The organism is Enterobacter cloacae complex sp. GF14B (genome assembly GCF_004136805.1).
Classification (GTDB): Bacteria; Pseudomonadota; Gammaproteobacteria; order Enterobacterales; family Enterobacteriaceae; genus Enterobacter; species Enterobacter hormaechei_C.
Window position 1 is genome coordinate 32,795 of record NZ_QFRV01000027.1, and the last position, 24,317, is coordinate 57,111.

Here is a 24,317-nt window from a genome sequence, read left to right on the forward strand (position 1 = left end):
CCTCCAGGGCGCCGTTTTTGCACTTCAGACATCAAAATGCCTGGCTGCGCGCGGTCAAAATCCGCTGATACAGGTCGGCGGTGTGCTCATCGAAACAGACAAAAATGACTTTTTCCGGCATGGGTTTGAGGGAAAGGTAGTGATAAACGGTATTCACGGCGATCGTAGCTGCCGCTTCCTTTGGATAGCCGAACACCCCGGTGCTAATGGCGGGGAACGCCATGGTCTTATACCCGTTATCCGCCGCAAGCCGCAGGCAGTTACGATACGCCTGCTCCAGAATCTCAGCCTCATGGCGGTCGCCACCGTGCCAGACGGGTCCAACGGTATGGATCACCGCTTTGGCCGGGAGATCGCCCGCAAGCGTAATAACAGCATGCCCCGGCGGGCACTCTCCCTGCTGCTGACGCACGGTTTTGCATGCTTCAAGGAGTTGAGGGCCTGCGGCCCGGTGAATGGCACCGTCCACCCCGCCACCACCCATCAGGGAGGAATTGGCTGCGTTGACGGTCACGTCAACGCGCACCGTCGTGATATCGCCATGAATAACGTCGATTTGCGGTCTCATAAACACCCTCTGCAACCCGCCTTTTTCACCAGTGTATCGCAGAGGGAGAAGGAGAAAAACTGCCGCGAAAAAAACGTCGGTTAGCGGTAATCCACCTGAACGACCGCAAGCGTTTTCTGTTCATTCAGGTATTTCATGCTGACAGCGGCCAGAGCTGAATGAGGATGATGGCCCCGGAGCGCCTCGTCATAACTGATGGTATGCGTTTTCATACGGTTATTTTCCGGACAGGAGATCGCAAACTGCTGATGCCGGGGCGTGACTTCGCACGGGTCAGCGACCACCGCGCCACGAAAATGAATCACCCCACCATTTTCTATAGTTGCTGAATAAGCCGGAGAAAAAAAAGAGGACAGGATCAGTCCCAGACCAGAAATAATACACGCTGCGGATTTGAACATTATTTGTACTCCTCAATGAAATTCGTCCTTGAGGGGTAAAAACGCTCCGTTATGAAGTATCAATTTAAGCAACCCGATGACTGGGTTCTTGATATCAGCATAGCTTACCTGTGCAGCGCCGCCACTTTATTAAATCATTGATTTCATGAATTATTAAAGCGCACTTACCGGTGCGTTCCACTGCTGTGATAAATGAAGCGATTTTCCATCGGAAACGGTGACGATTATTTTTACCGCATCCCCTGAGCGAATATTTAAACTGATTCGCGTTAAATCAATCGGCTGATTAGCGGGTATAAAAAGAGTATTTTTCTGCCGCGATGTACTTTGTCCCCCCTGCCCCTGTCGGACAGATAACACCTCAACCTGACATTCGCAAGCGTCTGCCAGCGTGACCTGAGGAATAATGGTTGTCATATTTGCCTGCTGTGAGGTGCTGAACGTTATCTGGCTGGCAAGCGCGGCAAGGAGAATGAAGGTGCTCATGAGATCCTCCCGAAAAAAAACAGGGCGCATGCCCTGTTTTTTGGTACAGAAATGAATCAGTACTGGTGTGCGGTCGCGTTGTTGCCAAAGCCAACCTGGTGCACAGTCACCGTTGAGCCGGACGCTGTCTGGTCTACCGCCGCGCCGTTGCCGCCGCCGAACTGTTTCACGTTGATAACAGAGTCTTTGCTATTCCACTGGTCGATGGTGGCGCTGTTACCAAAGCCTTTTTGCAGCAGATCGATAGAACTGTCATCAGAGCCCTGGCCAACATCTGCGCCGTTACCACCACCATGCTGGGTAATGGTCAATTCAGAATCTCGGGCGTCCGTCTGCAAAGCAAGCGCGGAGTTACCGCCGCCGTACTGGTAAATGCTCAGGGTTGAGTCAGGGCCGTTATTGCCGCCACCCCAGCCACCACCGTGGCCGCCGCCAAATTGTGGTACCGCACCTGCGAAAGCACTGCCAGAAACTACGATTGCTGCAATAACTGCCACTTTGAAAAGTTTCATGGTAAACCCCCATCGGATTGATTAAGGCGTCACACATCGCTAACGTTGAATAACGCGAATAGCCATTTGCGACTGTCTCTGTACTACAACTGCTGTTTTCTGCGTACCATACTGCGTTATATTCGCCCTGTTACCCGAGCCTTTCTGGATAATCATGGCGGTGTTGCCAAAAGCGCCCTGCTTAATACTCGCATCGTTGCCGTTGCCGGTCTGATCGATATAAGCAAGGTTATACGTCCCTGACTGATCAACATTCGCGCGGTTATTCCCGCCCTCCTGAGAAATAACGGACAGCAATTTAGAACCGCCCTGGCGTACATCAGAATTATTTCCTGAACCCTGTTGACCAATAATGGCTGCCTGATTGTATGAAGCTTTACTTAATTCATTTATCGCAAAATTATATTCAGAACTGGCTAAATCTGAATCACCTGCGATTACAAACCCAGGCGCACCCAGTAATGTAAACATCATAAACAACGTTTTGTTTTTCATGCTGTCACCCTGGACCTGGCTATAAAAAAGTATCTCTTGCTCCGTTAACGCGATTCGTTTTGTTAACGCCGCGTTACGGAAAAGAGTATGTCTGCCGAAACATGTTTAATATCTCACCCGTGCGCCTTATTTTTATATTCTCCTTCACCTCAAAGTCGTAAATCTCGCCTGAAACGACGGGATACACGCCTAAAGCAGAAACCAAAAATGTCTTCCTGCGCTTGTACAACAGCGAGACAGACTGTCCAACCTGCACCGGCTTCTTCAGACAAAAAAGACAATGCCCTTTGCCACGCGCGTGACACGAAGCAAGTTTTCTTAAGAAAAAATTCTGGCTTAGGGAAGTCTTATGTTTTTAGCAGAGATCATACTTTTTACCGGCTGGCTTAGAATAATACAAAGCCAAATAATTCAACCCATTATAATATACTTTATGGTTTTTAAAATCTGTGCACGTTTATACACATGTACAACTTTCCCCTTATCTTAAAATCTATTAGCCCTGCAATATACACAAATTAATATCGAATTTTACATTCTGTTACACGATTAACACTTGCTTTAAAGTTTGCAATAGCTAGATTGAAAACAGCAGTACGTTATTTGTTTTTAATTTTACCGCCTCCTTTGGAGGAAGGTTTTTTAACTACACACAGCAGTGCCACACCTGTCAGTACCTCTGGTGCCCTTTTCAATAATACGAGGGCAACTGCCGGGTGTCATAAATAACGTGGGGTTTCATCATGTTTAATGAAGTCCATAGCTTACCCGGTCATACATTATTGTTGATCACAAAACCTTCCTTACAAGCGACAGCGTTATTGCAGCATTTAAAGCAATGCCTGTCTCTTAACGGGAAACTGCATAATATTCAACGTTCTTTTGATGATATCGCTTCTGGCAGCATCATTCTTCTCGATATGATGGAAGCGGATAAAAAACTCATTCATTACTGGCAAGATAATTTAAGCAGGAAAAACAATAATATCCGCGTATTGTTATTAAATACGCCTGATGAGTATCCTTTCCGCGAAATTGAGAGCTGGCCGCATATTAACGGCGTGTTTTACGTCACTGAAGAAGAAAACCGTGTCGTGGAGGGTTTGCAGGGCATATTGCGGGGGGAGTGTTATTTCTCGCAGAAACTGGCCAGCTACCTCATTACCCACTCCGGAAATTATCGCTATAACAGTTCGGAATCGGCCCTTCTGACGCACCGTGAGAAAGAGATCCTGAACAAACTGCGTATTGGTGCTTCAAATATTGAAATCGCCCGTTCGTTATTTATCAGCGAAAATACGGTTAAGACGCATCTTTATAATCTTTTCAAAAAGATAGCTGTTAAAAATCGCACGCAGGCGGTGTCGTGGGCAAACGATAACCTCAGGCGTTAATAGCATGAAACGCACCTTAAGTTGGATTGCCGCCGCAGGCATTATGCTTGCTGCCGGAAACCTTCAGGCTGTTGAGGTAGAAGTTCCCGGACTGTTAACCGACCACACCGTCACCTCTGTCGGACACGATTTTTATCGTGCCTTCAGCGATAAGTGGGAAAGCGATTATCCGGGTAACTTAACCATCAACGAACGGCCCAGTGCGCGGTGGGGAAGCTGGATCACAATAACCGCTAATCAGGACGTTATTTACCAGACTTTTTTATTCCCAACGAAAAGAGACTTCGATCAGAACGTCGCTTTCGCGCTGGCACAAACAGAAGAAGCTATTAACCGCCTACAGTTAGACAAAGCCCTTTTGAGCACAGGCGATTTAGCAAAAGATGAGTTCTAACAACGATACCTATTTCGGAGGCTGTAATGCGTCTCGCACACACAGTGATTTCGTTAATGCTCATTGCGCCGTTGAGCTGGGCCGGAAATATGACATTCCAGTTCCGCAACCCTAATTTTGGCGGCAACCCGAATAACGGAGCCTTTATGCTTAACCAGGCTCAGGCTCAAAACTCCTATAAAGACCCCAGCTATGACGATGATTTCGGTATCGAGACCCCGTCAGCCCTGGATAATTTTACTCAGGCCATCCAGTCGCAAATATTAGGTGGCTTATTAACTAACATTAATACCGGAAAACCCGGCCGGATGGTCACTAACGACTTTATCGTCGATATTGCCAATAAAGACGGGCAGCTTCAGTTAAATGTGACAGACCGAAAAACCGGTAAAACGTCGACAATCCAGGTTTCCGGTTTGCAGACCAGTTCAACTGATTTCTAAACAACCCCGAAATAAGGACAATTATTATGCAGCGCTTTTTTATTTTAGTTGCAGTGTGCTTATTAAGCGGTTGTTTAACTGCCCCGCCAAAAGAAGCCGCTAAACCCACCCTGATGCCTCGTGCCCAGAGCTATCGGGATCTTACACATCTGCCGGTCCCAACCGGAAAGATATTCGTCTCGGTGTATAACATTCAGGATGAGACGGGTCAGTTCAAACCGTATCCGGCCAGTAACTTCTCGACAGCCGTACCGCAGAGCGCCACCGCGATGCTGGTTACCGCCCTGAAAGATTCTCGCTGGTTTATCCCGCTGGAACGTCAGGGGCTGCAAAACCTGCTTAACGAACGAAAAATCATTCGTGCCGCGCAGGAGAATGGTACCGTTGGCGTCAATAACCGCATGCCGCTACAGTCTCTCACCGCAGCCAATATCATGGTGGAAGGCTCGATTATCGGCTACGAAAGTAACGTGAAATCGGGTGGCGCGGGTGCGCGTTACTTTGGCATCGGGGCCGACACGCAGTATCAGCTGGACCAGATTGCCGTCAACCTGCGCGTGGTTAACGTGAGCACGGGTGAGATATTATCCTCGGTGACCACCAGCAAAACGATTCTCTCTTATGAAGTGCAGGCCGGGGTATTCCGCTTTATCGATTACCAGCGTCTGCTGGAGGGTGAAATTGGCTATACCTCTAACGAGCCGGTCATGCTGTGTCTGATGTCGGCCATCGAAACCGGCGTGATTTTCCTGATTAATGACGGTATCGATCGCGGCTTGTGGGATCTTCAGAATAAAAGTGACGTGAGTAATGCGGTGCTGGTGAAATATCGTGAGATGTCGGTGCCGCCAGAGTCATAATCGACGGCGCATAAAAAAGGCGAGAATTCCGTCTCGCCTTTTTTTATTTACTTACCGCAGGAACGCTCTGGCTCTTCTCGCGTCGGGCCGCAAGCCAGAGGCCGCTGTTCTTCATGGCGTAGCCAAACAGTAACCCCAGCATGAGCGAAGGGACCACCAGCTTCCAGTCCCCCTGCCCTGCAAAGGTCGCGCAGGCACCCATGAACGTGCCGGGCACAAAGGACAACAGCAGATGTTTTGCCTGAACGCACATCAGGAAGGCCACAATGCCGGTCATGGCGTACCCCAGGATTTCCAGATGCGGCGCCAGCGCGCTGCCTTTCATAATGACCAGCGCCCAGACCACGCCACTCAGTAACGTGCAGCCTGAAATAAAGAGCCCTTTGAGACCACCGTGCGGGCAGGCGAAATAGGCCGTGCAGCCAAGAAAACCAGCCCAGCTCAACAAGCCGAGAGAGACAGCCACCCAACCCCAGAGGCCGGAGAGGATGCCAGTCGTGATTGCAATACAAAGTAATATGTTCATGGTGCGCATCTTAGCAGATGCGCACCATATAAATGAGATCAGAAGCACATTACGTGCAAGTTGAAATGTATCGTTGCAGAATTTTTGTGATTCAAGTCACCCTTCGTTCTCTTCTTCCAGCTCGTCCCACATAGCAGCGATAGCGTCACGCGTCAGCGGAGCCAGCGTTCTCCAGAATGGCGAGGTGGCGTGGGCTTCAACTTTACCCAGGAAGGTGCCAACCCACGGCAGCAGATACGTTTCGAACAGGGTTTCAATCGCCTCGTTCTCATCATCACCTGCATTATCTTCAATCCAGGAGGCCGCCAGCAGCAGGGTACCGATATGATCGGCAGGCATATCCGTCAGCGGCATGCCGCGTTCTGAAAGAAACGCCCGAACTTCCGCTTCGGTCGCACCTTCCTGCCAGGCAGAACGATACGGCGACACGCGACACTCTTCCCCCACAAACAGCGCGTTGTAATCCGTTGAAATCTGCTGCATATCGCAGCTTTTTTGCAAGCGTTCCAGCAATTCATCCTGTTCCAGCGGCCAGCTCTGCGCCAGTTTACCTTCACGAATCAGGGTAAACAGCGGAACCAGCAGCGGATCCTGCGGCTGGCGGTAATATAAGGTGCCCAGCACGCGGCAAAGGATGGAAAACTCATTCATGTTTTTATTCCGTTATTAATTAAAGATAGGCAAATTCATCAATCGGCGCCATGCCGCGCGACTCAAGGAAGTCGAGCATACGACGCGGCGTGACGTTCAGGATCTGTTCTTCCGGGAAATTCACGTCCCGCAATATTTTCAGGCACTCGCTGAAATCCCCCAGCGTGAAGGCCGTGTGTGAATCAGAGCCCAGCGCCACCATTCCGCCCGCGTCACGCACTGCCGCCGCCACTTCGCGGCAGTTGGCTTCACTGCCCTTACGCGAGTGAACAAAGGAGGAGTTGTTAATCTCCAGCGCCACGCGGTGCTTCGCTGCCGCCTGCGCCACGGCCTGAATATCAATCGGGTATTTCGGATTTCCCGGGTGGCTGATAATGTGCACGTTGCCGCTGGCAATAGTGGCAATCATCGCTGCGGTGTTGGTCTCTTTATCCTGGGGCGCAAAGACCGGCTCATGGAAGCCAGCGAGGATCAGATCTAAAGAGGTCAGCATCGGGCCGGTGCAGTCAATTTCACCGTCGGTATTTTTGATGTTCGCTTCGATGCCGCGCAGTATCCCAATACCGTCCACCAGGCGTGGCCAGATACGCATATTCACAAAATGCCAGTAGTGCGGCGCATCCGCCATATCCGGACCGTGATCGGTTATCGCAAACAGTTTGATGCCTTTCAGCTTCGCCTGAGCGATATAATCATGGAGGTTACTGTAAGCGTGGGTACTGGCGACGGTGTGCATATGCAGGTCAACGGGATACATCTTTCTCTCCTCTGCGGTTTTTCCAAAGGATAGCAGTTATCAGCGGCGAATATTAGCAAAAACCCGGCGAACGCCGGGTTTCTCTCAGTAGCCTCGCTGTCTGTCGACCTGTCCGGACACCGCGTTGCCCTTCTCTATTTCGCTGATGGTATGCGAGATGTACGCCACGGCCTCCGCCGGTCGCGTCACGGCCGCAATATGGGGCGTCATCGCCACGCGCGGATGTGCCCAGAGCGGGCTGTCTTTTGGCAGCGGTTCGCGGCTATACACATCCAGCATTGCGCCTTTCAGTTTACCGCTATCCAGCGCTTTCAGCAGATCGTCTTCCACAACGTGTACCCCGCGCGCCAGGTTCATTAAGTAGCTGTCTTCTGCCAACTGGTTGAGGAGCGTGCCATTGATAATGCCGACCGTTTCCGCCGTATTCGGCAGCAGGTTAATGAGGACGCGAGTCCCTTTCAGGAACGCCGGGAGTTCGTCCGTTCCGGCAAAGCTCTCGACGCCCGGATACTCCTTACGGCTCCGGCTCCAGCAGCGCAGTGGGAAGCCCCACGGTGCGAGCGCTTCGGCGACTTTCGAACCCAGTACACCCGCGCCGAGGATGCCGATGGTGAAATCTTCACGCTGATAATCCGGAAGCGGTTCCCAGTGGGATTGCTGTTTAAACGCCTGATAATCGTCGAAACGGCGGAACCAGTGCAGCACCTGGCTCACGGCATATTCCTGCATCTGCTGCCCCATACCGGTATCTTCCAGACGAAACAGGGGAATATCTTCCGGCAGCATTTCAGGGTGTGCCTTCAGCTTACTGAGAATGGAATCCACCCCCGCACCAAGAGCAAATACCGCCTTCAAACGGCGTCCCTGAAGCATTTCGACCGGGGGATGCCAGACCAGCGCGTAGTCGGCATGTTCATTATCGCCCTGTTTCCATTCGCGAACGCGTGAGCCAGGCAGTGCCGCCGTAAGCGCATTAATCCAGTAAGCCGTATCAAAAGTGGGGTGATAGAAGATAATATCCATAGTCATTGCCTTTTATTGCACTGTTTTATTTTCATTTTCAACTGGCTTGCCAGCATAACAAATTTATTGCTAAACCGCGTTGCTGATAAAAGAGGCGCATTTCGCACATTTCGGAATCAGGTTGCCTGAAGTTTGTCTAAACACGCTAAATTACTGAAAAAGTGGGTTGACGGCAGTACGGCTTTTACTTACATTAGCGCCCGTCCCGACAACAACGGGATGACAATATGGTGAGGTGTCCGAGTGGCTGAAGGAGCACGCCTGGAAAGTGTGTATACGGCAACGTATCGGGGGTTCGAATCCCCCCCTCACCGCCATATTTGAAAAAGAGCTCGCATGAAAATGCGGGCTTTTTTTTCACATGTTGCACGCCTGTGGGGGATTCGAACTTTGCAGCCCCTGCGGTAATTGTGTCGGGTGGCGCTACGCTTACCCGACCTACAAAAAGCTAGTCTTCAACCATCTTTGCATACTCTTCGGTGAGAAAATCCACCAGCGTCCTGACCGATGGCAGCAGGCCGCGCCGGGAAGGATACACCGCATGGATCACTTCCCGTCTGGGTTCCCAGGCATTCAGCACCCGAACAAGTTCACCTGAAGCCAGCTGATCCTTCACCATCAAAATGGGCAGCTGTACCACGCCCACGCCCGCCATCGCTGCCTCCCGCAGCGCCAGCATGTCGGTAGTCACCAGGCGCGGCGTGAAGTGAATTTCTGCCTTTGCGCCCTCCGGACCGTTCAATTCCCACTTATGCAGGTGCTTGCACGCCCCCATACTTAACCCCGGCCACTCGCTGAGTTCAGAGGGCATCGCCGGGTTGCCCATCCGTTCAATCAGTGCCGGCCCGGCAACCAGACAGTGTCCCCTGTCCGCCAGCACCCTTAATACCAGATCGCTGTCATCAAACGGGCGCGGACGAACGCGGATCGCCACATCCACCCCCTCCGCCACCAGATCGACCCGGCGGTTGGTGGCTTCGAGCTGAAGGTTGATCCCCGGATAGCGCGCCATAAACCGCGCCAGCATGGGCCCCACGTGAACGTGCAGCAAGGTGACAGGACAGGTGATCCGGACCATACCACGCGGCTCAGCCTGTAAAGCAGCCACCGCCTCCTCCGCAGCTTCAGCCTCCACCAGCATAGCTTTACAGTGCTGATAGAATGTCTGCCCCACCTCCGTCACCGCAAACTGCCGCGTGGTACGTTGTATCAACCGAACCCCCAGGCGTTCCTCCAGCTGCGCAATCCGACGGCTCAGTTTCGACTTAGGCTGATCGAGCGCCCGACCCGCCGCTGCAAAGCCGCCATGCTCCACCACCTTCACAAACCATACGAAATCATTGAGGTCCTGCATACGCCTCCATTGTTCCATTTAAGGAACAGTGAATGTCATTTTTGCTATCTACCGGGATATTAACCCTGAATATAAGCTAATTCCATCAACAGGACATCAGGAGTTAATCATGAAAAACGTAACAGGCGTGTATACCGCACCTCGTCCGCACTGGGTCGGTGACGGTTTTCCGGTTCGTTCGATGTTTTCTTACCAGACGCATGGCGAGCCCCTGAGCCCGTTCCTGCTGCTGGACTACGCCGGACCGCATACCTTCCCGGCGGATGGCGCGAAACGCGGCGTGGGCGAGCATCCTCATCGCGGTTTTGAAACGGTGACCATCGTCTACTCAGGCGAAGTGGAGCACCGTGATTCAACCGGCAGAGGCGGCGTTATTGGTCCAGGTGACGTGCAGTGGATGACGGCGGGCGCAGGCATTTTGCACGAGGAGTTCCACTCCAGCGCGTTTTCGCAGAAAGGCGGTGAACTGAAAATGATGCAGCTGTGGGTCAACCTGCCCGCCAGGGACAAAATGGCGACGCCTGGCTACCAGAGCATCACTCAGGCGGATATCCCGGTGGTCACCCTGCCGGATAACAGCGGAACATTGCGTGTGATTGCTGGCCGCTTTGGAGAGGTAACCGGCCCGGCGCATACCTTCTCACCGCTGAACGTGTGGGATCTCGCGCTGCATCAGGGTAGCCACCTGACGCTTAATCAGCCCGAAGGCTGGAGCACGGCGCTGGTTGTCGTTGAAGGCAGCGTGACGGTGAACGGCACCACGCCTGCCGGTGAGGCGCAACTGGTCGTGCTGAGCCAGAGCGGTGACAAACTGCATCTCGAAGCCAGCAGCGATGCCAAAGTGCTGCTGATGGCCGGGGAGCCGCTGAATGAACCCATCGTGGGCTATGGCCCGTTTGTGATGAACAGTAAAACCGAAATTGCCGAGGCTATTCGCGATTTCAACTCCGGCCGCTTTGGCCAAATCTAAACGTAATAAGGAGCGCATTATGTCTACCCCTGCAAACTTCAACGGTGCACGTCCCGTTATTGACGTAAACGATGCCGTTATGCTGCTTATCGATCACCAGAGCGGGCTGTTCCAGACCGTAGGAGACATGCCAATGCCTGAGCTGCGCGCCCGTGCAGCAGCGCTGGCAAAAATCGCCTCGCTGGCGAAGATCCCGGTGATCACCACGGCGTCGGTTCCACAGGGACCGAACGGCCCGCTTATCCCGGAGATCCACGCCAACGCGCCGCACGCACAGTATGTGGCACGCAAGGGTGAGATCAACGCCTGGGATAACCCGGAGTTCGTGGCGGCGGTGAAAGCCACCGGGCGCAAAACGCTGATTATCGCGGGGACGATCACCAGCGTCTGCATGGCCTTCCCGTCCATCAGCGCGGTGGCGGACGGATATAAAGTGTTTGCGGTGATTGATGCCTCCGGCACCTACAGCAAAATGGCGCAGGAGATCACCCTGGCGCGCGTGGTGCAGGCAGGCGTGGTGCCGATGGACACGGCAGCCGTTGCTTCCGAAATTCAGCGCACGTGGAACCGTGAAGATGCGGGTGAATGGGCAGAGGTGTACACACACATCTTCCCTGTCTACCAGCTGCTGATCGAAAGCTACAGCAAAGCGCAGGACGTGGTGAAAAATAGCGAAGTGCTCGATTCGCAGCGTTAATCCTGCGCGCTGCGACATAAGCTGATTAAGGCTTAACCGAACAAGCACGAATGCTGAAAATCTGCTTGACCGTTTTAGCGCAACTCCCTATAGTAGCGCCCCGTTGCCCCCCAAGCGGTCAGGCAGCAAAACAATATGGTGAGGTGTCCGAGTGGCTGAAGGAGCACGCCTGGAAAGTGTGTATACGGCAACGTATCGGGGGTTCGAATCCCCCCCTCACCGCCATATTTGAAGAAGAGCTCGCATGAAAATGCGGGCTTTTTTTTCGCATGTTGTACGCCTTTGGGGGGAATGAGAGCCCCCGACCGGGGTTCGACAACTGGCGCAGCCAGTTGGACAGACTGAGAGCGTAGCGAACAGGCTGCCCGCAGGGCGAGCGCAGCGAGTCAATCCCCCCCTCACCGCCATATTTGAAGAAGAGCTCGCATGAAAATACGGGCTTTTTTTTCGCATGTTGTACGCCTTTGGGGGGAATGAGAACCCCCGACCGGGGTTCGACAACTGGCGCAGCCAGTTGGACAGACTGAGAACGTAGCGAACAGGCTGCCCGCAGGGCGAGCGCAGCGAGTCAATCCCCCCGGTGCTATATGCAGCTCGGTGCGGCCTGAGCCCCTCACCCTAACCCTCTCCCCAGGGAAGAGGGGATAAAATGCACAAAAAACAAAGCCCGGTTTCCCGGGCCTTGAACACAACAGCATATTCAATAATACGCTTGTAGCGTGCGCTGGCAGAGCGCCGAGCGGACGCAGTCCTCTTTTGTGAAGCGGACCACCCCTATCATCTCATCTTCCTCAAAACGTGACATGGCATCGCTCAGGCCGGACTTCACGCCCGACGGCAGGTCACACTGGGTAATATCGCCGTTGACGATCACCGTCACGTTCTCCCCGAGGCGCGTTAAAAACATCTTCATTTGCGCAGCGGTCACGTTCTGAGCCTCGTCAAGAATAACGACCGCATTTTCAAATGTACGTCCGCGCATATAGGCGAACGGCGCGATTTCCACCTTGCCAATCTCTGGTCGCAGGCAGTACTGCATAAAGGAAGCGCCCAACCGCTTCACCAGCACGTCATAGACGGGCCTGAAGTACGGGGCAAACTTCTCGGAAATATCGCCGGGCAGGAAGCCCAGATCTTCATCCGCTTGCAGTACCGGACGGGTAACGATGATCCTTTCCACGTCCTTATGAATCAGCGCCTCCGCCGCTTTGGCGGCGCTGATCCAGGTTTTCCCGCATCCGGCTTCCCCGGTTGCAAAGATGAGCTGTTTACTCTCGATAGCATTCAGGTAGTGCGCCTGAGCTTCATTTCGCGCCACAATTGGCGATGCATCGCGGCTGTCCCGCGCCATGCCAATCGATTCTACGCCGCTCATCTGCACAAGCGAGGTGACCGATTCTTCTTCACGCTGTTTATGACTACGTGAATCCCGTCTCAGCACACGTTTTGCTTCGCGACGAGCTTTGATCACTGCTTTCTGTCTTCCCATGGATAGCACCTTGAGTTGTTGGTATTCATCACACGCGCCAGCATCGGCACGATTATGCGCACGAACATCAGAGGGTTGGCTTCCTTGTAAGCCATTGCTTGCATTACCGGATGACGATATACAACGGCTACGCGCACCGTTATGCACGTCGGTAGAAAAAGGTTGTTGAGGTGAAGGAGAGAATTTGGTGGTGAAGAAATCGCTGCCGGAGTCTGAGCCTCCGCGCCGGGTACTGCGGTTGATATGTTTACCTTGTCCAGTACAGGACGCAACCATTCGCGATCTCCATAGTGAGTTAACATCACTGCCGGGAACTACCGCTGTCTTCTCTTAAGTACATCAGGAATTATCATAAATGCAACATTTATTTTACCTGAATGCAACTTTTCGGACTGCCCCTACATGGAAAATCAGTCTTATATAGAAATATTACAGAAATATAACAATAAGATAGTCTGGGAAAAAAATAATGTCCCCGCGAACTGTCGCAGGGACGATTATCAGGCTTCTATGAGACCCTGAGCGAGCCAGGCGTTCGCGTCACGCGCGCCGGGCAGGGCAAAGAAATAGCCGCCGCCGATGGGCTTAATGTACTCTTCCAGCGCTTCGCCGTTGAGCCGCTTCTGCACGGTTAGGAATCCCTTCTCCAGATCGTGCTGATAGCAGACAAACAGCAGTCCCATATCAAGCTGCCCGGAGTTGGTCACCCCCAGCGAGTAGCTGTAACCCCTGCGCATCATCAGGCTGGATTGCGTCTCTTTGGTGCGAGGATTGGCGAGGCGAATATGGCTGTCCAGCGCGATGACATCCCCGTTCGGATCGCGGGCGTAGTCGGGTTCATCGTGCTCGAGCTTCATGCCGAGCGGTGCGCCGGTTTGCTTATCGCGGCCGAAGATAGTCTGTTGCTCTTTCAGCGGCGTGCGGTCCCAGAACTCCACGTGAAACTGAATGATACGCACCGCCTGATAGCTGCCGCCCACCGCCCAGGCCGGTTCGCCCTGATCCGCCGTAACCCAGACCACCTTGTTCATCAACGCGGTATTGCTGCTGTCCGGGTTGGCGGTACCGTCTTTGAAGCCCAGCAGGTTGACCGGCGTCTCTTTCCCTTTACTGCGCGCGGCGTGGTCAGAGATAAAACCTTCCCGCTTCCAGCGCACGCTCAGCAGATCCGGGGTGTGCTTGATAATATCGCGCAGGGCGTGGATCACCGTATCCTGGGTATTAGCGCAGATCTGCAACAGCAGATCGCCGTGGCACAGCGCCGCGTCGAGAGAATCATTCGGGAATCGCGTCATTTTTTGCAGCGCTTTCGGCTTCTGCTTCGCCAGACCGTAGCGATCATCAAATAGTGATTCCCCCACCGACACGGTGATGGTCAGATTATCGGGAGCGATAAACGCCCCGAGGATCCCGGAATCCATCGGCGGCAGGCGCGGATTCGGTGTTTCCGGTGCCGGACCGCCGGCGGTGAGGAAGGCAATGCGCGTGGTTAATAGCCTGAACAGACGCTCAAGGTCGGCCTTATCACTCGCCAGCGAATCGAAAGCCACCAGCATCATCGAGGCCTGCTGCGGCGTCAGGATCCCCGCCTGGTGCTCACCATAAAACGGCTGCGTTTCCATACGCGCATCCGGGGAGAGCGTGCCAGGGGCGCTTTGCGGTTTTGCCGCATGCGCCACCGGACAGCCTCCCGCCAGGGCAAACGCGCCGCCCAGCGCCCCTACCCCTTTTAACAACCGACGTCGGGAAGGTTCCGCCACGTCGTACTCGTCATGCTCGTTCATCGCTTAATCCAGACCCAGTACGCCACGCAGCAGGGAGAGATCTTCCGCCAGCGTCGTAATCGGGCCTTTCAGCGCGTTACGATCAGCATCGGTCAGCTTGTCGTAGGTTTCGAACCCGTCTTTGGTGCGGTATTTCGCCAGGATAGCGTCAACTTTCTTAAAATTGGCATCCACTTTCGCCAGCAGTTCGCCGTTCTCTTTTTGCAACTGTGGCCGCAGCAGATCGACAATTTTCTGTGCGCCGTCGACGTTTGCCTGGAAGTCCCACAGGTCGGTGTGGCTGTAACGATCTTCTTCACCGCTGATTTTGCTGGCGGCTACTTCTTCAATCAGACCCGCTGCGCCACCCACCACTTTCGACGGTTGGAATGCCAGCTCGCTGATGCGTTTTTGCAGCTCCAGCACGTCGCTGTTGAGCTGCTCGGCGTATTTCTCCATCCCCCTGGTGGAGTTATCGCCAAACAGGGCTTTTTCCAGACGGTGGAAGCCGGTGAATTTCGGATCGGCGGCCTTCTGCTCGTAGTCGTCTTCACGGGCGTCAATGCTGCCATCGAGGTCAGAGAACAGCTCGGCAATCGGCTCGATGCGCTCGTAGTGCTGACGTGTAGGCGCATACAGGGATTTCGCTTTTTCGATATCGCCCGCTTTCACCGCGTCGGTAAAGGCTTTGGTGCCTGCCACCAGGTCCGCCGTCTCTTTGGTGACGTAGGCTTTATAGGCGGTAATAGCGTCGCCGAGACTCAGCAGCGCCGTGCCTTTGGCCGCGTCCGCCGTCGCTGCGCCTTTGACGATCAGCTTACCTTTCGGGTTAGTCAGCAGGCCGCAGGTCATGTCATATTCCCCGGGCTGAAGATTTGCGGTCATCTTCTGGCTGAAGCCCGGCGCGATATTCTCGCGCTCTTCCACCACCATCACGCCTTTCAGGATTTCCCACTCCAGCGCCTTCTGGCTGTGGTTCTGAATAATAAACTGGGTTTTACCGCTGTTAACCGTGATGGTCATCGGCTCACACTGTTTATCGTTGACGGTGACTTTGACCTGCGGAATATCTGCTGCCTGAGCGGCGAAGGCAGACACGAGCAGCGCGGCGATGCCTGCGCATAACGCACTACGACGGAACTGAATGGCCATGACTCTTCCCTTTAAAAGTATGTTGTAACTAAAACAGCACTTACGGCGCAACGCGCGACGTCTGCGAGCCGGTACGTGGCGGCATAGCGAACAGGATCAGCGCCGGAACCAGATAGATAAAGTACATCGCCACTTCGCTGACGCTCGGCGTTTCCTGGTAGCCGAAGATCCCTTCGAGCAGGGTACCGGTCAGTGAATGGGTCGACAGGACGTTGCTGAGATCGAACGCCACGTCCTGGAAGTGGTTCCACAGGCCCGCTTCGTGGAAGGCGCGGATCGCCCCTGCCGCCAGTCCCGCGGCCACCAGCAGAATAAACAGGCTGGTCCACTTGAAGAACGCGCCCAGGTTAAGACGAATGCCGCCCCAGTAGAGCAGGAAGCCAAGCACAACCGCCGTGGCCAGCCCGAGCATCGCGCCCAGCGGCGGCCAGATGCCCACGTCCTGCTGAAAAGCCGCGAGCAGGAAGAACACGGACTCCAGGCCTTCACGCGCCACGGCGAAAAAGACCATCATGATCAGCGCCCAGCCGTGGTGGTTGCCTTTTTGCAGAGCGTTATCCACCGCCTGCTCAAGCTGTACCTTCACGTTACGGGAAACTTTGCGCATCCAGAACACCATCCAGGTGAGGATCACCACCGCTATTACGGCAACAATGCCTTCAAACAGCTCCTGCTCTTTCTGCGGAAATTCACCGGTGGTTTCGTTGATAAGAATACCCAGCCCCAGGCAGAGCGCCGCGGCAAGGAAAACGCCAACCCACATCACGCCAATCCAGCGTCCGCGCTGGGTACGCTTCAGATAACTGGCGATAAGGCTAACAATCAGGGCCGCTTCAAGGCCTTCACGTAACATAATGAGAAAAGGAACAAACATGCCGACACCTTAAATGTTTATCGCGGTCAACTGATGCAAAGAAAGGTAAATTCTTGTGATAGTGATTATCATTACGGCAACAAGAAAAACAAGCGAAATGTGTTGCGTTTTGATGACCAGATGTAAACGCATTGCGGAGTAATAATTGCCTGAGTAACCGTTGCGTTTATAAGGTATAACGAAAATGCCCATTTACGGTTAACCGGGGCTGTGGCTAAATGTCCACCTCGAAAACCAACTGAAAATAAACCATGTTTAAAATTGTCCATTTCCTGCTGGCGCTGGTGATTATTCTTGCGCTTGCCTGGCTGGTGAGTTTCGACCGCCGAAAAGTTCGTATTCGTTTCGTTTTACAGCTGATCGTGATTGAAATTGCGCTGGCGTTCTTTTTCCTGCATGCAGAAAGCGGTCTGTTTATTATTAAACACGTCTCCGGTTTCTTTGAGTCGCTGCTTAAATTCGCTGCCGAAGGGACGAATTTTGTCTTTGGCGGGATGGGTGAAAAAGGGCTGGCGTTTATTTTCCTTGGCGTGCTCTGCCCCATTATTTTTATCTCAGCGTTGATCGGTATTCTTCAGCACTGGCGCATTCTGCCGATCTTTATTCGGGTGATCGGGACGCTGCTGTCAAAACTGAACGGCATGGGCAAGCTGGAATCCTTCAACGCGGTGAGCTCGCTGATCCTCGGTCAGTCGGAAAACTTTATTGCCTACAAGGGCGTACTCGGGGATCTCTCCTCACGTCGTCTGTTTACGATGGCTGCCACGGCTATGTCGACGGTGTCGCTGTCGATTGTCGGGGCCTATATGACCATGCTCGACGCCAAATTTGTCGTCGCGGCGCTGATCCTGAACATGTTCAGCACCTTTATTATTCTTTCGGTCATTAACCCGACCCGCCCGGAAGCGGAGCCGGATATCAAGCTGGAAAAACTGCACGAATCCCAGAGCTTCTTTGAAATGCTGGGCGAGTATATTCTGGCCGGTTTTAAGGTGGCAATGATTATTCTGGCGATGCTGATTGGTTTTATCGCCCTTATTAGCGCCGTTAACGCCCTCTTCTCCAGCATATTTGGCATGAGCTTCCAGCAGATTCTGGGTTATGTGTTTTATCCGCTGGCGTGGCTTATTGGTATTCCGTTGAGCGATGCCTTAAACGCGGGGAGCATTATGGCAACTAAACTGGTGGCGAATGAATTTGTGGCGATGATCGAGCTGCAAAAAATTGCCCATCAAATGTCACCTCGCGGGCTGGGTATTTTGTCCGTGTTCCTGGTGTCGTTCGCTAACTTTGCTTCCATTGGCATTGTGGCGGGGGCAATAAAAGGTCTGAACGAGCAGCAGGGCAACGTGGTGTCGCGGTTTGGTTTGCGTCTGGTGTACGGCGCGACGCTGGTGAGCCTGCTTTCGGCGAGCTTTGCGGGGTTGGTGTTGTAAGTTTTGTGCGGTTAATGCCCGGCGGCGCTTCGCTTGCACGGGCCTACGATACTACAACGGCGGGATTTCCCGCCGTTTTTCATTAAAACTGCACGCACACCGGCTGGTCAACCCGCATCACCGACTCCTGCGCGAAGCGTGACTTATAGATCCCGCGCAACGCTTCAATATTCTTCTCACTCTGCGCATCTTTCCCGTGGATCAGCATCAGCGCCTTGCTCGGCTCGCGCGCCACCTTGCCGTCGTTACCCAGCCACTGACCACGGGCATCAAACACCGTTAAGCCATCGCGAAAACGCGGCGTCACGTCCTGGTCAACAAACTGCTGCCACTCGCTGCCGGTAATCTGCGCCCCTGCCGGGCGATTCAAGCCAAAATAGAGCGTGGTCTGCTGCATCTGGTTATCCGCTTTGCAGGTTTCCACCGGCACGTGCTGCGCGGGTGCGTTACAGCCCGCCAGCATCACGAATGCTGCCACCATTAACCCTGTTTTAATTCTCATTGATGAAGTCTCACATAGGTGAAAGGACTATCCCCTCTCCCCACCGGGGAGAGGGTTAGGGTGAGGGGAGATTACTCAGCCTGAAGCTTAGTCGGCGGCGCAGTGTGGTAGTGCGCGTCGGCTTCCGCAAAGCGTTTCTGCATGGAGGCAGACGGTGCTTTACCCAGCAGGCTGAAGACAACGATACCGATGCTGCCGAAGATGAAGCCAGGAATGATTTCGTACAGGCCCAGCCAGGCGAACTGTTTCCAGACGATAACGGTCACCGCACCAATAATCATCCCCGCCAGCGCGCCGTTGCGGGTCATGCGTGACCACATGACGGAGAACAGGACTACCGGCCCAAACGCGGCACCGAAGCCCGCCCACGCGTAGCTCACCAGCCCCAGCACGCGGTTTTCCGGGTTTGCTGCCAGCGCAATCGCCACCAGCGCAACCAGCAGCACCATAAAACGCCCTACCCACACCAGCTCTTTCTGGCTCGCGCCCTTACGCAGGAACGCTTTGTAGAGGTCTTCGGTGATGGCGCTGGAGCACACCAGCAGCTGACAGCTCAGGGTGGACATCACCGCAGCCAGGATCGCGGAGAGCAGAATACCGGCAATCCAAGGGTTAAACAGAATCTGCGCCAGTTCGATGAACACGCGCTCGGCGTTCTGGTTCACCGCGCCCGCCTGCGCCGGGTTGTTGTTAAAGTACGCAATGCCGAAGAAGCCAACCGCGCACGCGCCCGCCAGACACAGGATCATCCACGTCATGCTGATGCGACGCGCGTGAACGATGGTATGGTGAGAATCCGCCGCCATAAAGCGCGCCAGAATGTGCGGCTGACCGAAGTAGCCCAGGCCCCAGCCCATCAGGGAGACGATGGCGACAAAGTTCAGCCCTTTCAGCATATCGACGTTTTCAATGCTCTTCTGCTTGATCACTTCCAGCGATTCGCCAAAGCCGCCGACGGTGAAAATGACAATCACCGGGGTCAGGATCAGGGCGAAAATCATCAGGCTCGCCTGCACGGTGTCGGTCCAGCTTACCGCCAGGAATCCGCCCACGAAGGTATAGAGGATGGTCGCGGCCGCACCGGCCCACAGGGCGGTTTCATAGCTCATGCCGAAGGTACTTTCGAACAGACGCGCGCCCGCCACGATGCCGGAAGCACAGTAGATGGTGAAGAACAGCAGGATCACCACCGCAGAGATAATGCGCAGGATACGGCTGTTATCTTCAAAGCGTCCGGTGAAGTAATCCGGCAGCGTCAGGGCGTTGTTGTTGGCTTCGGTATGCACACGCAGACGGCCTGCTACCAGCTTCCAGTTGATCCATGCGCCAACGGTCAGGCCGATGGCGATCCAGCTTTCGGAGATACCGGAGATGAAAATCGCGCCCGGCAGCCCCATCAGCAGCCAGCCGCTCATGTCGGAAGCGCCCGCAGAGAGTGCGGTGACCATCGGGCCTAAGCTGCGCCCGCCGAGGATGTAGTCGTCAAAGTTTTTAGTGGAACGCCATGCCAAAAACCCTATCAGGATCATGCCAAAAATATAAACGAGAAATGTCACCAGCATCGGTGTGCTAATAGCCATTCAAATTCTCCAAAATGTCGAGCGACAACCGTCCGGGTTGCCTTGTTATGTCATCACCGGAACGTAGTGATGTGTGTATGTGTTTCCGTTGGGCGCGCTATCCTGCCGTATACGCATCCCACTGACAAACGATTTAACACTGCATTTACATGAATTTCATCACTGGTTTTATACGTCTTTCCTATAGGTTGCACTCGCTCACGCTTTTACGGGTTGCACCTTTAAAAAGTGTTAAGCACCGCATAAAAACTGGGCTCAGAAACGGCCGCACGTTCTTTTTCACAGCTAACTAATCGTTAACAATCCATTCATTTTCCAGCTTGCAGACCAGGTCACATTTAACACGGTTGCACAAAGTTGCAACATGGTGGATATTTCACGCTATCAACAGAACGCTATTACAGAACAACAGGAGTTTTGGCATGGGGATGACCACCATGGGGGTTAAGCTGGATGACGCTACCCGCGAACGGATTAAAACCGCTGCGACCCGCATCGACCGCACACCGCACTGGTTAATCAAGCAGGCGATTTTTAACTATCTGGAAAGACTGGAGAGTGAAGAAGGTCTGCCGGAGCTGCCTGCCCTGCTGGCGGGCGCAGCGAACGAAAGCGAAGAAGCCGCGACGGCCGTTGAGGAGAACCACCAGCCGTTCCTCGAATTTGCCGAGCAGATCCTGCCGCAGTCCGTCAGCCGCGCCGCCATTACCGGCGCCTACCGCCGTGCCGAAACCGACGCCGTGCCGATGCTGCTGGAGCAGGCGCGCCTGCCGGAAGCCGTTGCCGCTCAGGCGCACAGCCTGGCGTATCAGCTCGCCGACAAGCTGCGTAATCAGAAAACCGCCAGCGGACGCGCCGGTATGGTGCAGGGTCTGTTGCAGGAGTTCTCCCTCTCCTCGCAGGAAGGCGTGGCGCTGATGTGTCTGGCGGAAGCGCTGCTGCGTATTCCGGATAAAGCCACCCGCGATGCCCTGATCCGCGACAAAATCAGCAACGGCAACTGGCACTCCCACATTGGCCGCAGTCCGTCGCTGTTCGTTAACGCCGCCACCTGGGGCCTGCTGTTTACCGGCAAGCTGGTCTCCACCCATAACGAAGCCAACCTGTCGCGCTCTCTGAACCGCATCATCGGCAAGAGCGGCGAGCCGCTGATCCGCAAGGGCGTGGACATGGCGATGCGCCTGATGGGCGAGCAGTTCGTCACCGGGGAAACCATTGCCGAAGCGCTGGCGAACGCCCGCAAGCTGGAAGATAAAGGCTTCCGCTACTCCTACGACATGCTGGGTGAAGCGGCGCTGACCGCCGCCGACGCGCAGGCCTACATGGTATCTTACCAGCAGGCGATCCACGCCATCGGTAAAGCGTCCAACGGTCGCGGTATTTATGAAGGCCCGGGCATCTCCATTAAGCTCTCCGCCCTGCACCCGCGCTACAGCCGCGCGCAGTACGACCGGGTGATGGAAGAACTCTACCCGCGCCTGAAGTCCCTGACCCTGCTGGCGCGCCAGTATGATATCGGCATTAACATCGACGCCGAAGAGGCGGACCGTCTGGAGATCTCCCTCGATCTGCTGGAAAAACTGTGCTTCGAGCCGGAGCTGGCGGGCTGGAACGGGATTGGTTTCGTTATCCAGGCCTACCAGAAACGCTGCCCGTTCGTCATTGACTACCTGATTGACCTGGCCAGCCGCAGCCGTCGCCGCCTGATGATCCGTCTGGTGAAGGGCGCCTACTGGGACAGCGAAATCAAACGCGCCCAGATGGAAGGTCTGGAAGGCTATCCGGTCTATACCCGCAAGGTCTACACCGACGTCTCCTACCTCGCCTGCGCGAAAAAACTGCTCGGCGTGCCGAACCTGATTTATCCGCAGTTCGCCACCCACAACGCCCACACCCTGGCGGCGATCTACAGCCTGGCGGGTCAGAACTACTATCCGGGCCAGTACGAGTTCCAGTGTCTGCACGGCATGGGCGAACCGCTGTACGAGCAGGTGACCGGTAAAGTGGCCGACGGCAAGCTGAACCGTCCGTGCCGTATTTATGCCCCGGTAGGTACTCACGAAACTCTGCTGGCCTACCTGGTGCGTCGTCTGCTGGAGAACGGGGCGAACACCTCCTTCGTTAACCGCATCGCCGATACCACCCTGCCGCTGGACGAACTGGTGGCCGACCCGGTACAGGCCGTTGAGAAGATGGCGGCGCAGGAAGGCCAGATTGGTCTGCCGCATCCGAAGATTGCCCTGCCGCGCGAGCTGTATGGTGCAGGTCGCGTCAACTCGGCGGGTCTGGATCTCGCCAACGAACACCGTCTGGCCTCGCTCTCTTCTGCCCTGCTTAACAGCGCATTGCAGAAGTGGCAGGCCAGGCCGATCCTTGAGCAGTCCGTTGAGGACGGTGAAATGCAGCCGGTGATCAACCCGGCAGAGCCGAAGGATATCGTCGGCTACGTGCGCGAAGCCACGGAAACGGAAGTGGAGCAGGCCCTGGAGAGCGCGGTGAACAACGCGCCAATCTGGTTTGCCACCCCGCCGCAGGAGCGTGCCGCCATTCTGGAACGCGCGGCGGTTCTGATGGAAGATCAGATGCAGCAGCTGATCGGCATTCTGGTGCGTGAAGCGGGTAAAACCTTCAGCAACGCCATCGCCGAAGTGCGCGAGGCGGTCGACTTCCTGCACTACTACGCCGGTCAGGTGCGCGATGATTTCGACAACGAAACCCACCGTCCGCTCGGCCCGGTGGTGTGTATCAGCCCGTGGAACTTCCCGCTGGCGATCTTCACCGGCCAGATTGCCGCGGCCCTTGCCGCAGGCAACAGCGTGCTGGCAAAACCGGCAGAGCAGACCCCGCTGATTGCCGCCCAGGGCATTAACATTCTGCTGGAAGCGGGCGTACCGGCGGGCGTGGTGCAGCTGCTGCCAGGGCGCGGTGAAACGGTCGGGGCCAAACTGACCTCCGATAACCGCGTACGCGGCGTGATGTTTACCGGTTCTACCGAAGTGGCCTCCCTGCTACAACGCAACATCGCCACCCGTCTGGATGCGCAGGGCCGTCCTACCCCGCTGATCGCTGAAACCGGCGGCATGAACGCCATGATCGTGGACTCCTCCGCACTCACCGAGCAGGTCGTCGTTGACGTGCTGGCCTCTGCCTTCGACAGCGCGGGCCAACGCTGTTCCGCCCTGCGCGTACTGTGCTTACAGGATGACGTGGCTGACCACACGCTGAAGATGCTGCGCGGTGCGATGGCGGAATGCCGCATGGGCAACCCGGGCCGTCTCACTACCGACATCGGGCCGGTGATCGACGCGGAAGCCAAAGCCAACATTGAAAACCACATTCAGACCATGCGTGCAAAAGGCCGTCCGGTGTTCCAGGCGGTGCGCGAGAACAGCGAAGATGCCCGCGAGTGGCAGACCGGCACCTTCGTGCCGCCAACGCTGATTGAGCTGGCAAGCTTCGACGAGCTGAAAAAAGAGGTCTTCGGCCCGGTACTGCACGTGGTGCGCTACAACCGTAACAACCTCAACGAGCTGATCGATCAGATCAACGCCTCGGGTTACGGCCTGACGCTTGGCGTGCATACCCGTATCGACGAAACCATTGCCCAGGTGACCGGCAATGCTAAAGTTGGCAACCTGTACGTCAACCGCAACATGGTTGGCGCGGTCGTGGGCGTGCAGCCGTTTGGCGGTGAAGGTCTCTCCGGCACCGGCCCGAAAGCGGGCGGTCCGCTCTATCTGTACCGTCTGCTGGCAAACCGTCCGGAAAATGCGCTGGGCGTGACGCTGGCGCGTCAGGACGCGGAATATCCGGTGGATGCGCAGGTGAAAGCCGTGCTGACCCAGCCGCTGGACGCGCTGATTAAGTGGGCTGAAAATCGTCCTGAGCTGCGTGCGATTGCACAGCAGTACGGCGAGCTGGCGCAGGCGGGAACACAGCGTCTGCTGCCGGGTCCTACCGGCGAGCGCAACACCTGGACGCTGATGCCGC

24 protein-coding genes and 2 tRNA genes are annotated in these 24,317 nt (G+C 55.0%); 10 read left to right on the plus strand and 16 right to left on the minus strand.

Going from position 1 to position 24,317, the window contains the following annotated elements; genetic code table 11:
- Positions 1-31: 31 nt before the first annotated feature.
- The 5 genes from ymdB to csgB form a co-directional block, all read right to left on the minus strand.
- On the minus strand, positions 32-568 hold the full coding sequence (gene ymdB / locus DD606_RS11135; protein WP_045350131.1) for an O-acetyl-ADP-ribose deacetylase: 537 nt from the start codon (positions 566-568) through the stop codon (positions 32-34).
- An 80-nt stretch (positions 569-648) separates the two neighbouring features.
- Entirely contained in the window at positions 649-969 is a 321-nt protein-coding gene (locus DD606_RS11140) for a type 1 fimbrial protein (RefSeq protein WP_003858038.1), read from the minus strand.
- 153 nt (positions 970-1,122) lie between these two features.
- The gene (csgC, locus tag DD606_RS11145) at positions 1,123-1,455 is read right to left on the minus strand and encodes a curli assembly chaperone CsgC (protein ID WP_003858040.1); all 333 of its coding nucleotides are present in this window, start codon (positions 1,453-1,455) and stop codon (positions 1,123-1,125) included.
- A 56-nt stretch (positions 1,456-1,511) separates the two neighbouring features.
- Entirely contained in the window at positions 1,512-1,967 is a 456-nt protein-coding gene (gene csgA, locus DD606_RS11150; RefSeq protein ID WP_003858043.1) for a curli major subunit CsgA, read from the minus strand.
- Between the two features lie 39 nt (positions 1,968-2,006).
- On the minus strand, positions 2,007-2,462 hold the full coding sequence (gene csgB, locus DD606_RS11155; protein WP_023315797.1) for a curli minor subunit CsgB: 456 nt from the start codon (positions 2,460-2,462) through the stop codon (positions 2,007-2,009).
- A 743-nt stretch (positions 2,463-3,205) separates the two neighbouring features.
- Between csgB and csgD the strand changes: the two genes are divergently transcribed.
- Genes csgD through csgG form a run of 4 tightly spaced genes read left to right on the plus strand, consistent with a single transcriptional unit; the run spans position 3,206 to position 5,553 of the window.
- Positions 3,206-3,856: a biofilm master transcriptional regulator CsgD gene (gene csgD / locus DD606_RS11160; protein ID WP_003858049.1), complete on the plus strand. Its 651-nt coding sequence runs from the start codon at positions 3,206-3,208 to the stop codon at positions 3,854-3,856.
- Positions 3,857-3,860: 4 nt separating this feature from the next.
- The gene (gene csgE / locus DD606_RS11165; protein ID WP_003858052.1) at positions 3,861-4,250 is read left to right on the plus strand and encodes a curli production assembly/transport protein CsgE; all 390 of its coding nucleotides are present in this window, start codon (positions 3,861-3,863) and stop codon (positions 4,248-4,250) included.
- A gap of 26 nt (positions 4,251-4,276) precedes the next feature.
- Positions 4,277-4,693, plus strand: coding sequence for a curli production assembly/transport protein CsgF (gene csgF / locus DD606_RS11170; protein WP_003858054.1), 417 nt, complete (start codon positions 4,277-4,279; stop codon positions 4,691-4,693).
- 26 nt (positions 4,694-4,719) lie between these two features.
- Positions 4,720-5,553, plus strand: a complete 834-nt coding sequence (csgG, locus tag DD606_RS11175) for a curli production assembly/transport protein CsgG (RefSeq protein ID WP_003858055.1) — start codon at positions 4,720-4,722, stop codon at positions 5,551-5,553.
- Positions 5,554-5,596: 43 nt separating this feature from the next.
- On the opposite strand, the gene DD606_RS11180 is transcribed toward csgG, so the two are convergent.
- The 4 genes from DD606_RS11180 to ghrA all read right to left on the minus strand — a co-directional run bounded on the left by DD606_RS11180 (position 5,597) and on the right by ghrA (position 8,510).
- On the minus strand, positions 5,597-6,079 hold the full coding sequence (locus DD606_RS11180; protein ID WP_219824222.1) for a DUF1097 domain-containing protein: 483 nt from the start codon (positions 6,077-6,079) through the stop codon (positions 5,597-5,599).
- 96 nt (positions 6,080-6,175) lie between these two features.
- Positions 6,176-6,730: a molecular chaperone gene (locus DD606_RS11185; protein ID WP_063869308.1), complete on the minus strand. Its 555-nt coding sequence runs from the start codon at positions 6,728-6,730 to the stop codon at positions 6,176-6,178.
- A 19-nt stretch (positions 6,731-6,749) separates the two neighbouring features.
- Positions 6,750-7,487, minus strand: coding sequence for a phosphatase (locus DD606_RS11190; RefSeq protein WP_129258635.1), 738 nt, complete (start codon positions 7,485-7,487; stop codon positions 6,750-6,752).
- Between the two features lie 84 nt (positions 7,488-7,571).
- Entirely contained in the window at positions 7,572-8,510 is a 939-nt protein-coding gene (gene ghrA, locus DD606_RS11195; RefSeq protein WP_023315795.1) for a glyoxylate/hydroxypyruvate reductase GhrA, read from the minus strand.
- Between the two features lie 229 nt (positions 8,511-8,739).
- Between ghrA and DD606_RS11200 the strand changes: the two genes are divergently transcribed.
- Positions 8,740-8,827: transfer RNA gene (locus tag DD606_RS11200), tRNA-Ser, on the plus strand.
- A gap of 131 nt (positions 8,828-8,958) precedes the next feature.
- On the opposite strand, the gene DD606_RS11205 is transcribed toward DD606_RS11200, so the two are convergent.
- Positions 8,959-9,864 (minus strand): LysR family transcriptional regulator, encoded by a 906-nt coding sequence (locus tag DD606_RS11205; protein ID WP_129258637.1) that lies wholly within the window; start codon positions 9,862-9,864, stop codon positions 8,959-8,961.
- Positions 9,865-9,973: 109 nt separating this feature from the next.
- Between DD606_RS11205 and DD606_RS11210 the strand changes: the two genes are divergently transcribed.
- From DD606_RS11210 to DD606_RS11220, 3 genes are all read left to right on the plus strand, one after another.
- Positions 9,974-10,834 (plus strand): pirin family protein, encoded by an 861-nt coding sequence (locus DD606_RS11210; RefSeq protein WP_032608986.1) that lies wholly within the window; start codon positions 9,974-9,976, stop codon positions 10,832-10,834.
- 19 nt (positions 10,835-10,853) lie between these two features.
- A complete protein-coding gene (locus tag DD606_RS11215; protein ID WP_058659640.1) occupies positions 10,854-11,531 on the plus strand; it encodes an isochorismatase family protein in 678 nt (225 codons plus the stop codon).
- Between the two features lie 137 nt (positions 11,532-11,668).
- Positions 11,669-11,756: transfer RNA gene (locus DD606_RS11220), tRNA-Ser, on the plus strand.
- A gap of 475 nt (positions 11,757-12,231) precedes the next feature.
- Here DD606_RS11220 and phoH read toward each other — a convergent pair.
- From phoH to efeU, 4 genes are all read right to left on the minus strand, one after another.
- A complete protein-coding gene (gene phoH, locus DD606_RS11230; protein WP_003858070.1) occupies positions 12,232-13,020 on the minus strand; it encodes a phosphate starvation-inducible protein PhoH in 789 nt (262 codons plus the stop codon).
- 500 nt (positions 13,021-13,520) lie between these two features.
- Positions 13,521-14,804: an iron uptake transporter deferrochelatase/peroxidase subunit gene (efeB, locus tag DD606_RS11235; RefSeq protein ID WP_003858074.1), complete on the minus strand. Its 1,284-nt coding sequence runs from the start codon at positions 14,802-14,804 to the stop codon at positions 13,521-13,523.
- Positions 14,805-14,807: 3 nt separating this feature from the next.
- Entirely contained in the window at positions 14,808-15,935 is a 1,128-nt protein-coding gene (gene efeO / locus DD606_RS11240) for an iron uptake system protein EfeO (protein WP_129258639.1), read from the minus strand.
- 40 nt (positions 15,936-15,975) lie between these two features.
- Positions 15,976-16,809, minus strand: a complete 834-nt coding sequence (gene efeU, locus DD606_RS11245) for an iron uptake transporter permease EfeU (RefSeq protein WP_003858080.1) — start codon at positions 16,807-16,809, stop codon at positions 15,976-15,978.
- A 251-nt stretch (positions 16,810-17,060) separates the two neighbouring features.
- Here efeU and DD606_RS11255 point away from each other — a divergent pair, with 251 nt between their 5' ends.
- On the plus strand, positions 17,061-18,245 hold the full coding sequence (locus DD606_RS11255) for a NupC/NupG family nucleoside CNT transporter (protein ID WP_129258641.1): 1,185 nt from the start codon (positions 17,061-17,063) through the stop codon (positions 18,243-18,245).
- Between the two features lie 82 nt (positions 18,246-18,327).
- Here the strand turns inward: DD606_RS11255 and DD606_RS11260 are convergent, their stop codons facing one another.
- Positions 18,328-18,747 carry a DUF3574 domain-containing protein gene (locus DD606_RS11260; RefSeq protein ID WP_023315789.1) on the minus strand — a complete coding sequence of 140 codons (420 nt, stop codon included), beginning with the start codon at positions 18,745-18,747 and terminating at the stop codon, positions 18,328-18,330.
- A gap of 71 nt (positions 18,748-18,818) precedes the next feature.
- Positions 18,819-20,327 carry a sodium/proline symporter PutP gene (putP, locus tag DD606_RS11265; protein ID WP_003858085.1) on the minus strand — a complete coding sequence of 503 codons (1,509 nt, stop codon included), beginning with the start codon at positions 20,325-20,327 and terminating at the stop codon, positions 18,819-18,821.
- Between the two features lie 422 nt (positions 20,328-20,749).
- Here putP and putA point away from each other — a divergent pair.
- Positions 20,750-24,317: trifunctional transcriptional regulator/proline dehydrogenase/L-glutamate gamma-semialdehyde dehydrogenase (putA, locus tag DD606_RS11270; RefSeq protein WP_129258643.1), on the plus strand; the 3,568-nt coding region annotated here is incomplete at its 3' end.

Coding starts and splice junctions, on each gene's coding strand:
- ymdB (WP_045350131.1), bottom strand. CDS start 568: ATGAGACCGCAAATCGACGTTATTCATGGCGATATCACGACGGTGCGC.
- DD606_RS11140 (WP_003858038.1), bottom strand. CDS start 969: ATGTTCAAATCCGCAGCGTGTATTATTTCTGGTCTGGGACTGATCCTG.
- csgC (WP_003858040.1), bottom strand. CDS start 1,455: ATGAGCACCTTCATTCTCCTTGCCGCGCTTGCCAGCCAGATAACGTTC.
- csgA (WP_003858043.1), bottom strand. CDS start 1,967: ATGAAACTTTTCAAAGTGGCAGTTATTGCAGCAATCGTAGTTTCTGGC.
- csgB (WP_023315797.1), bottom strand. CDS start 2,462: ATGAAAAACAAAACGTTGTTTATGATGTTTACATTACTGGGTGCGCCT.
- csgD (WP_003858049.1), top strand. CDS start 3,206: ATGTTTAATGAAGTCCATAGCTTACCCGGTCATACATTATTGTTGATC.
- csgE (WP_003858052.1), top strand. CDS start 3,861: ATGAAACGCACCTTAAGTTGGATTGCCGCCGCAGGCATTATGCTTGCT.
- csgF (WP_003858054.1), top strand. CDS start 4,277: ATGCGTCTCGCACACACAGTGATTTCGTTAATGCTCATTGCGCCGTTG.
- csgG (WP_003858055.1), top strand. CDS start 4,720: ATGCAGCGCTTTTTTATTTTAGTTGCAGTGTGCTTATTAAGCGGTTGT.
- DD606_RS11180 (WP_219824222.1), bottom strand. CDS start 6,079: ATGAACATATTACTTTGTATTGCAATCACGACTGGCATCCTCTCCGGC.
- DD606_RS11185 (WP_063869308.1), bottom strand. CDS start 6,730: ATGAATGAGTTTTCCATCCTTTGCCGCGTGCTGGGCACCTTATATTAC.
- DD606_RS11190 (WP_129258635.1), bottom strand. CDS start 7,487: ATGTATCCCGTTGACCTGCATATGCACACCGTCGCCAGTACCCACGCT.
- ghrA (WP_023315795.1), bottom strand. CDS start 8,510: ATGGATATTATCTTCTATCACCCCACTTTTGATACGGCTTACTGGATT.
- DD606_RS11205 (WP_129258637.1), bottom strand. CDS start 9,864: ATGCAGGACCTCAATGATTTCGTATGGTTTGTGAAGGTGGTGGAGCAT.
- DD606_RS11210 (WP_032608986.1), top strand. CDS start 9,974: ATGAAAAACGTAACAGGCGTGTATACCGCACCTCGTCCGCACTGGGTC.
- DD606_RS11215 (WP_058659640.1), top strand. CDS start 10,854: ATGTCTACCCCTGCAAACTTCAACGGTGCACGTCCCGTTATTGACGTA.
- phoH (WP_003858070.1), bottom strand. CDS start 13,020: ATGGGAAGACAGAAAGCAGTGATCAAAGCTCGTCGCGAAGCAAAACGT.
- efeB (WP_003858074.1), bottom strand. CDS start 14,804: ATGAACGAGCATGACGAGTACGACGTGGCGGAACCTTCCCGACGTCGG.
- efeO (WP_129258639.1), bottom strand. CDS start 15,935: ATGGCCATTCAGTTCCGTCGTAGTGCGTTATGCGCAGGCATCGCCGCG.
- efeU (WP_003858080.1), bottom strand. CDS start 16,809: ATGTTTGTTCCTTTTCTCATTATGTTACGTGAAGGCCTTGAAGCGGCC.
- DD606_RS11255 (WP_129258641.1), top strand. CDS start 17,061: ATGTTTAAAATTGTCCATTTCCTGCTGGCGCTGGTGATTATTCTTGCG.
- DD606_RS11260 (WP_023315789.1), bottom strand. CDS start 18,747: ATGAGAATTAAAACAGGGTTAATGGTGGCAGCATTCGTGATGCTGGCG.
- putP (WP_003858085.1), bottom strand. CDS start 20,327: ATGGCTATTAGCACACCGATGCTGGTGACATTTCTCGTTTATATTTTT.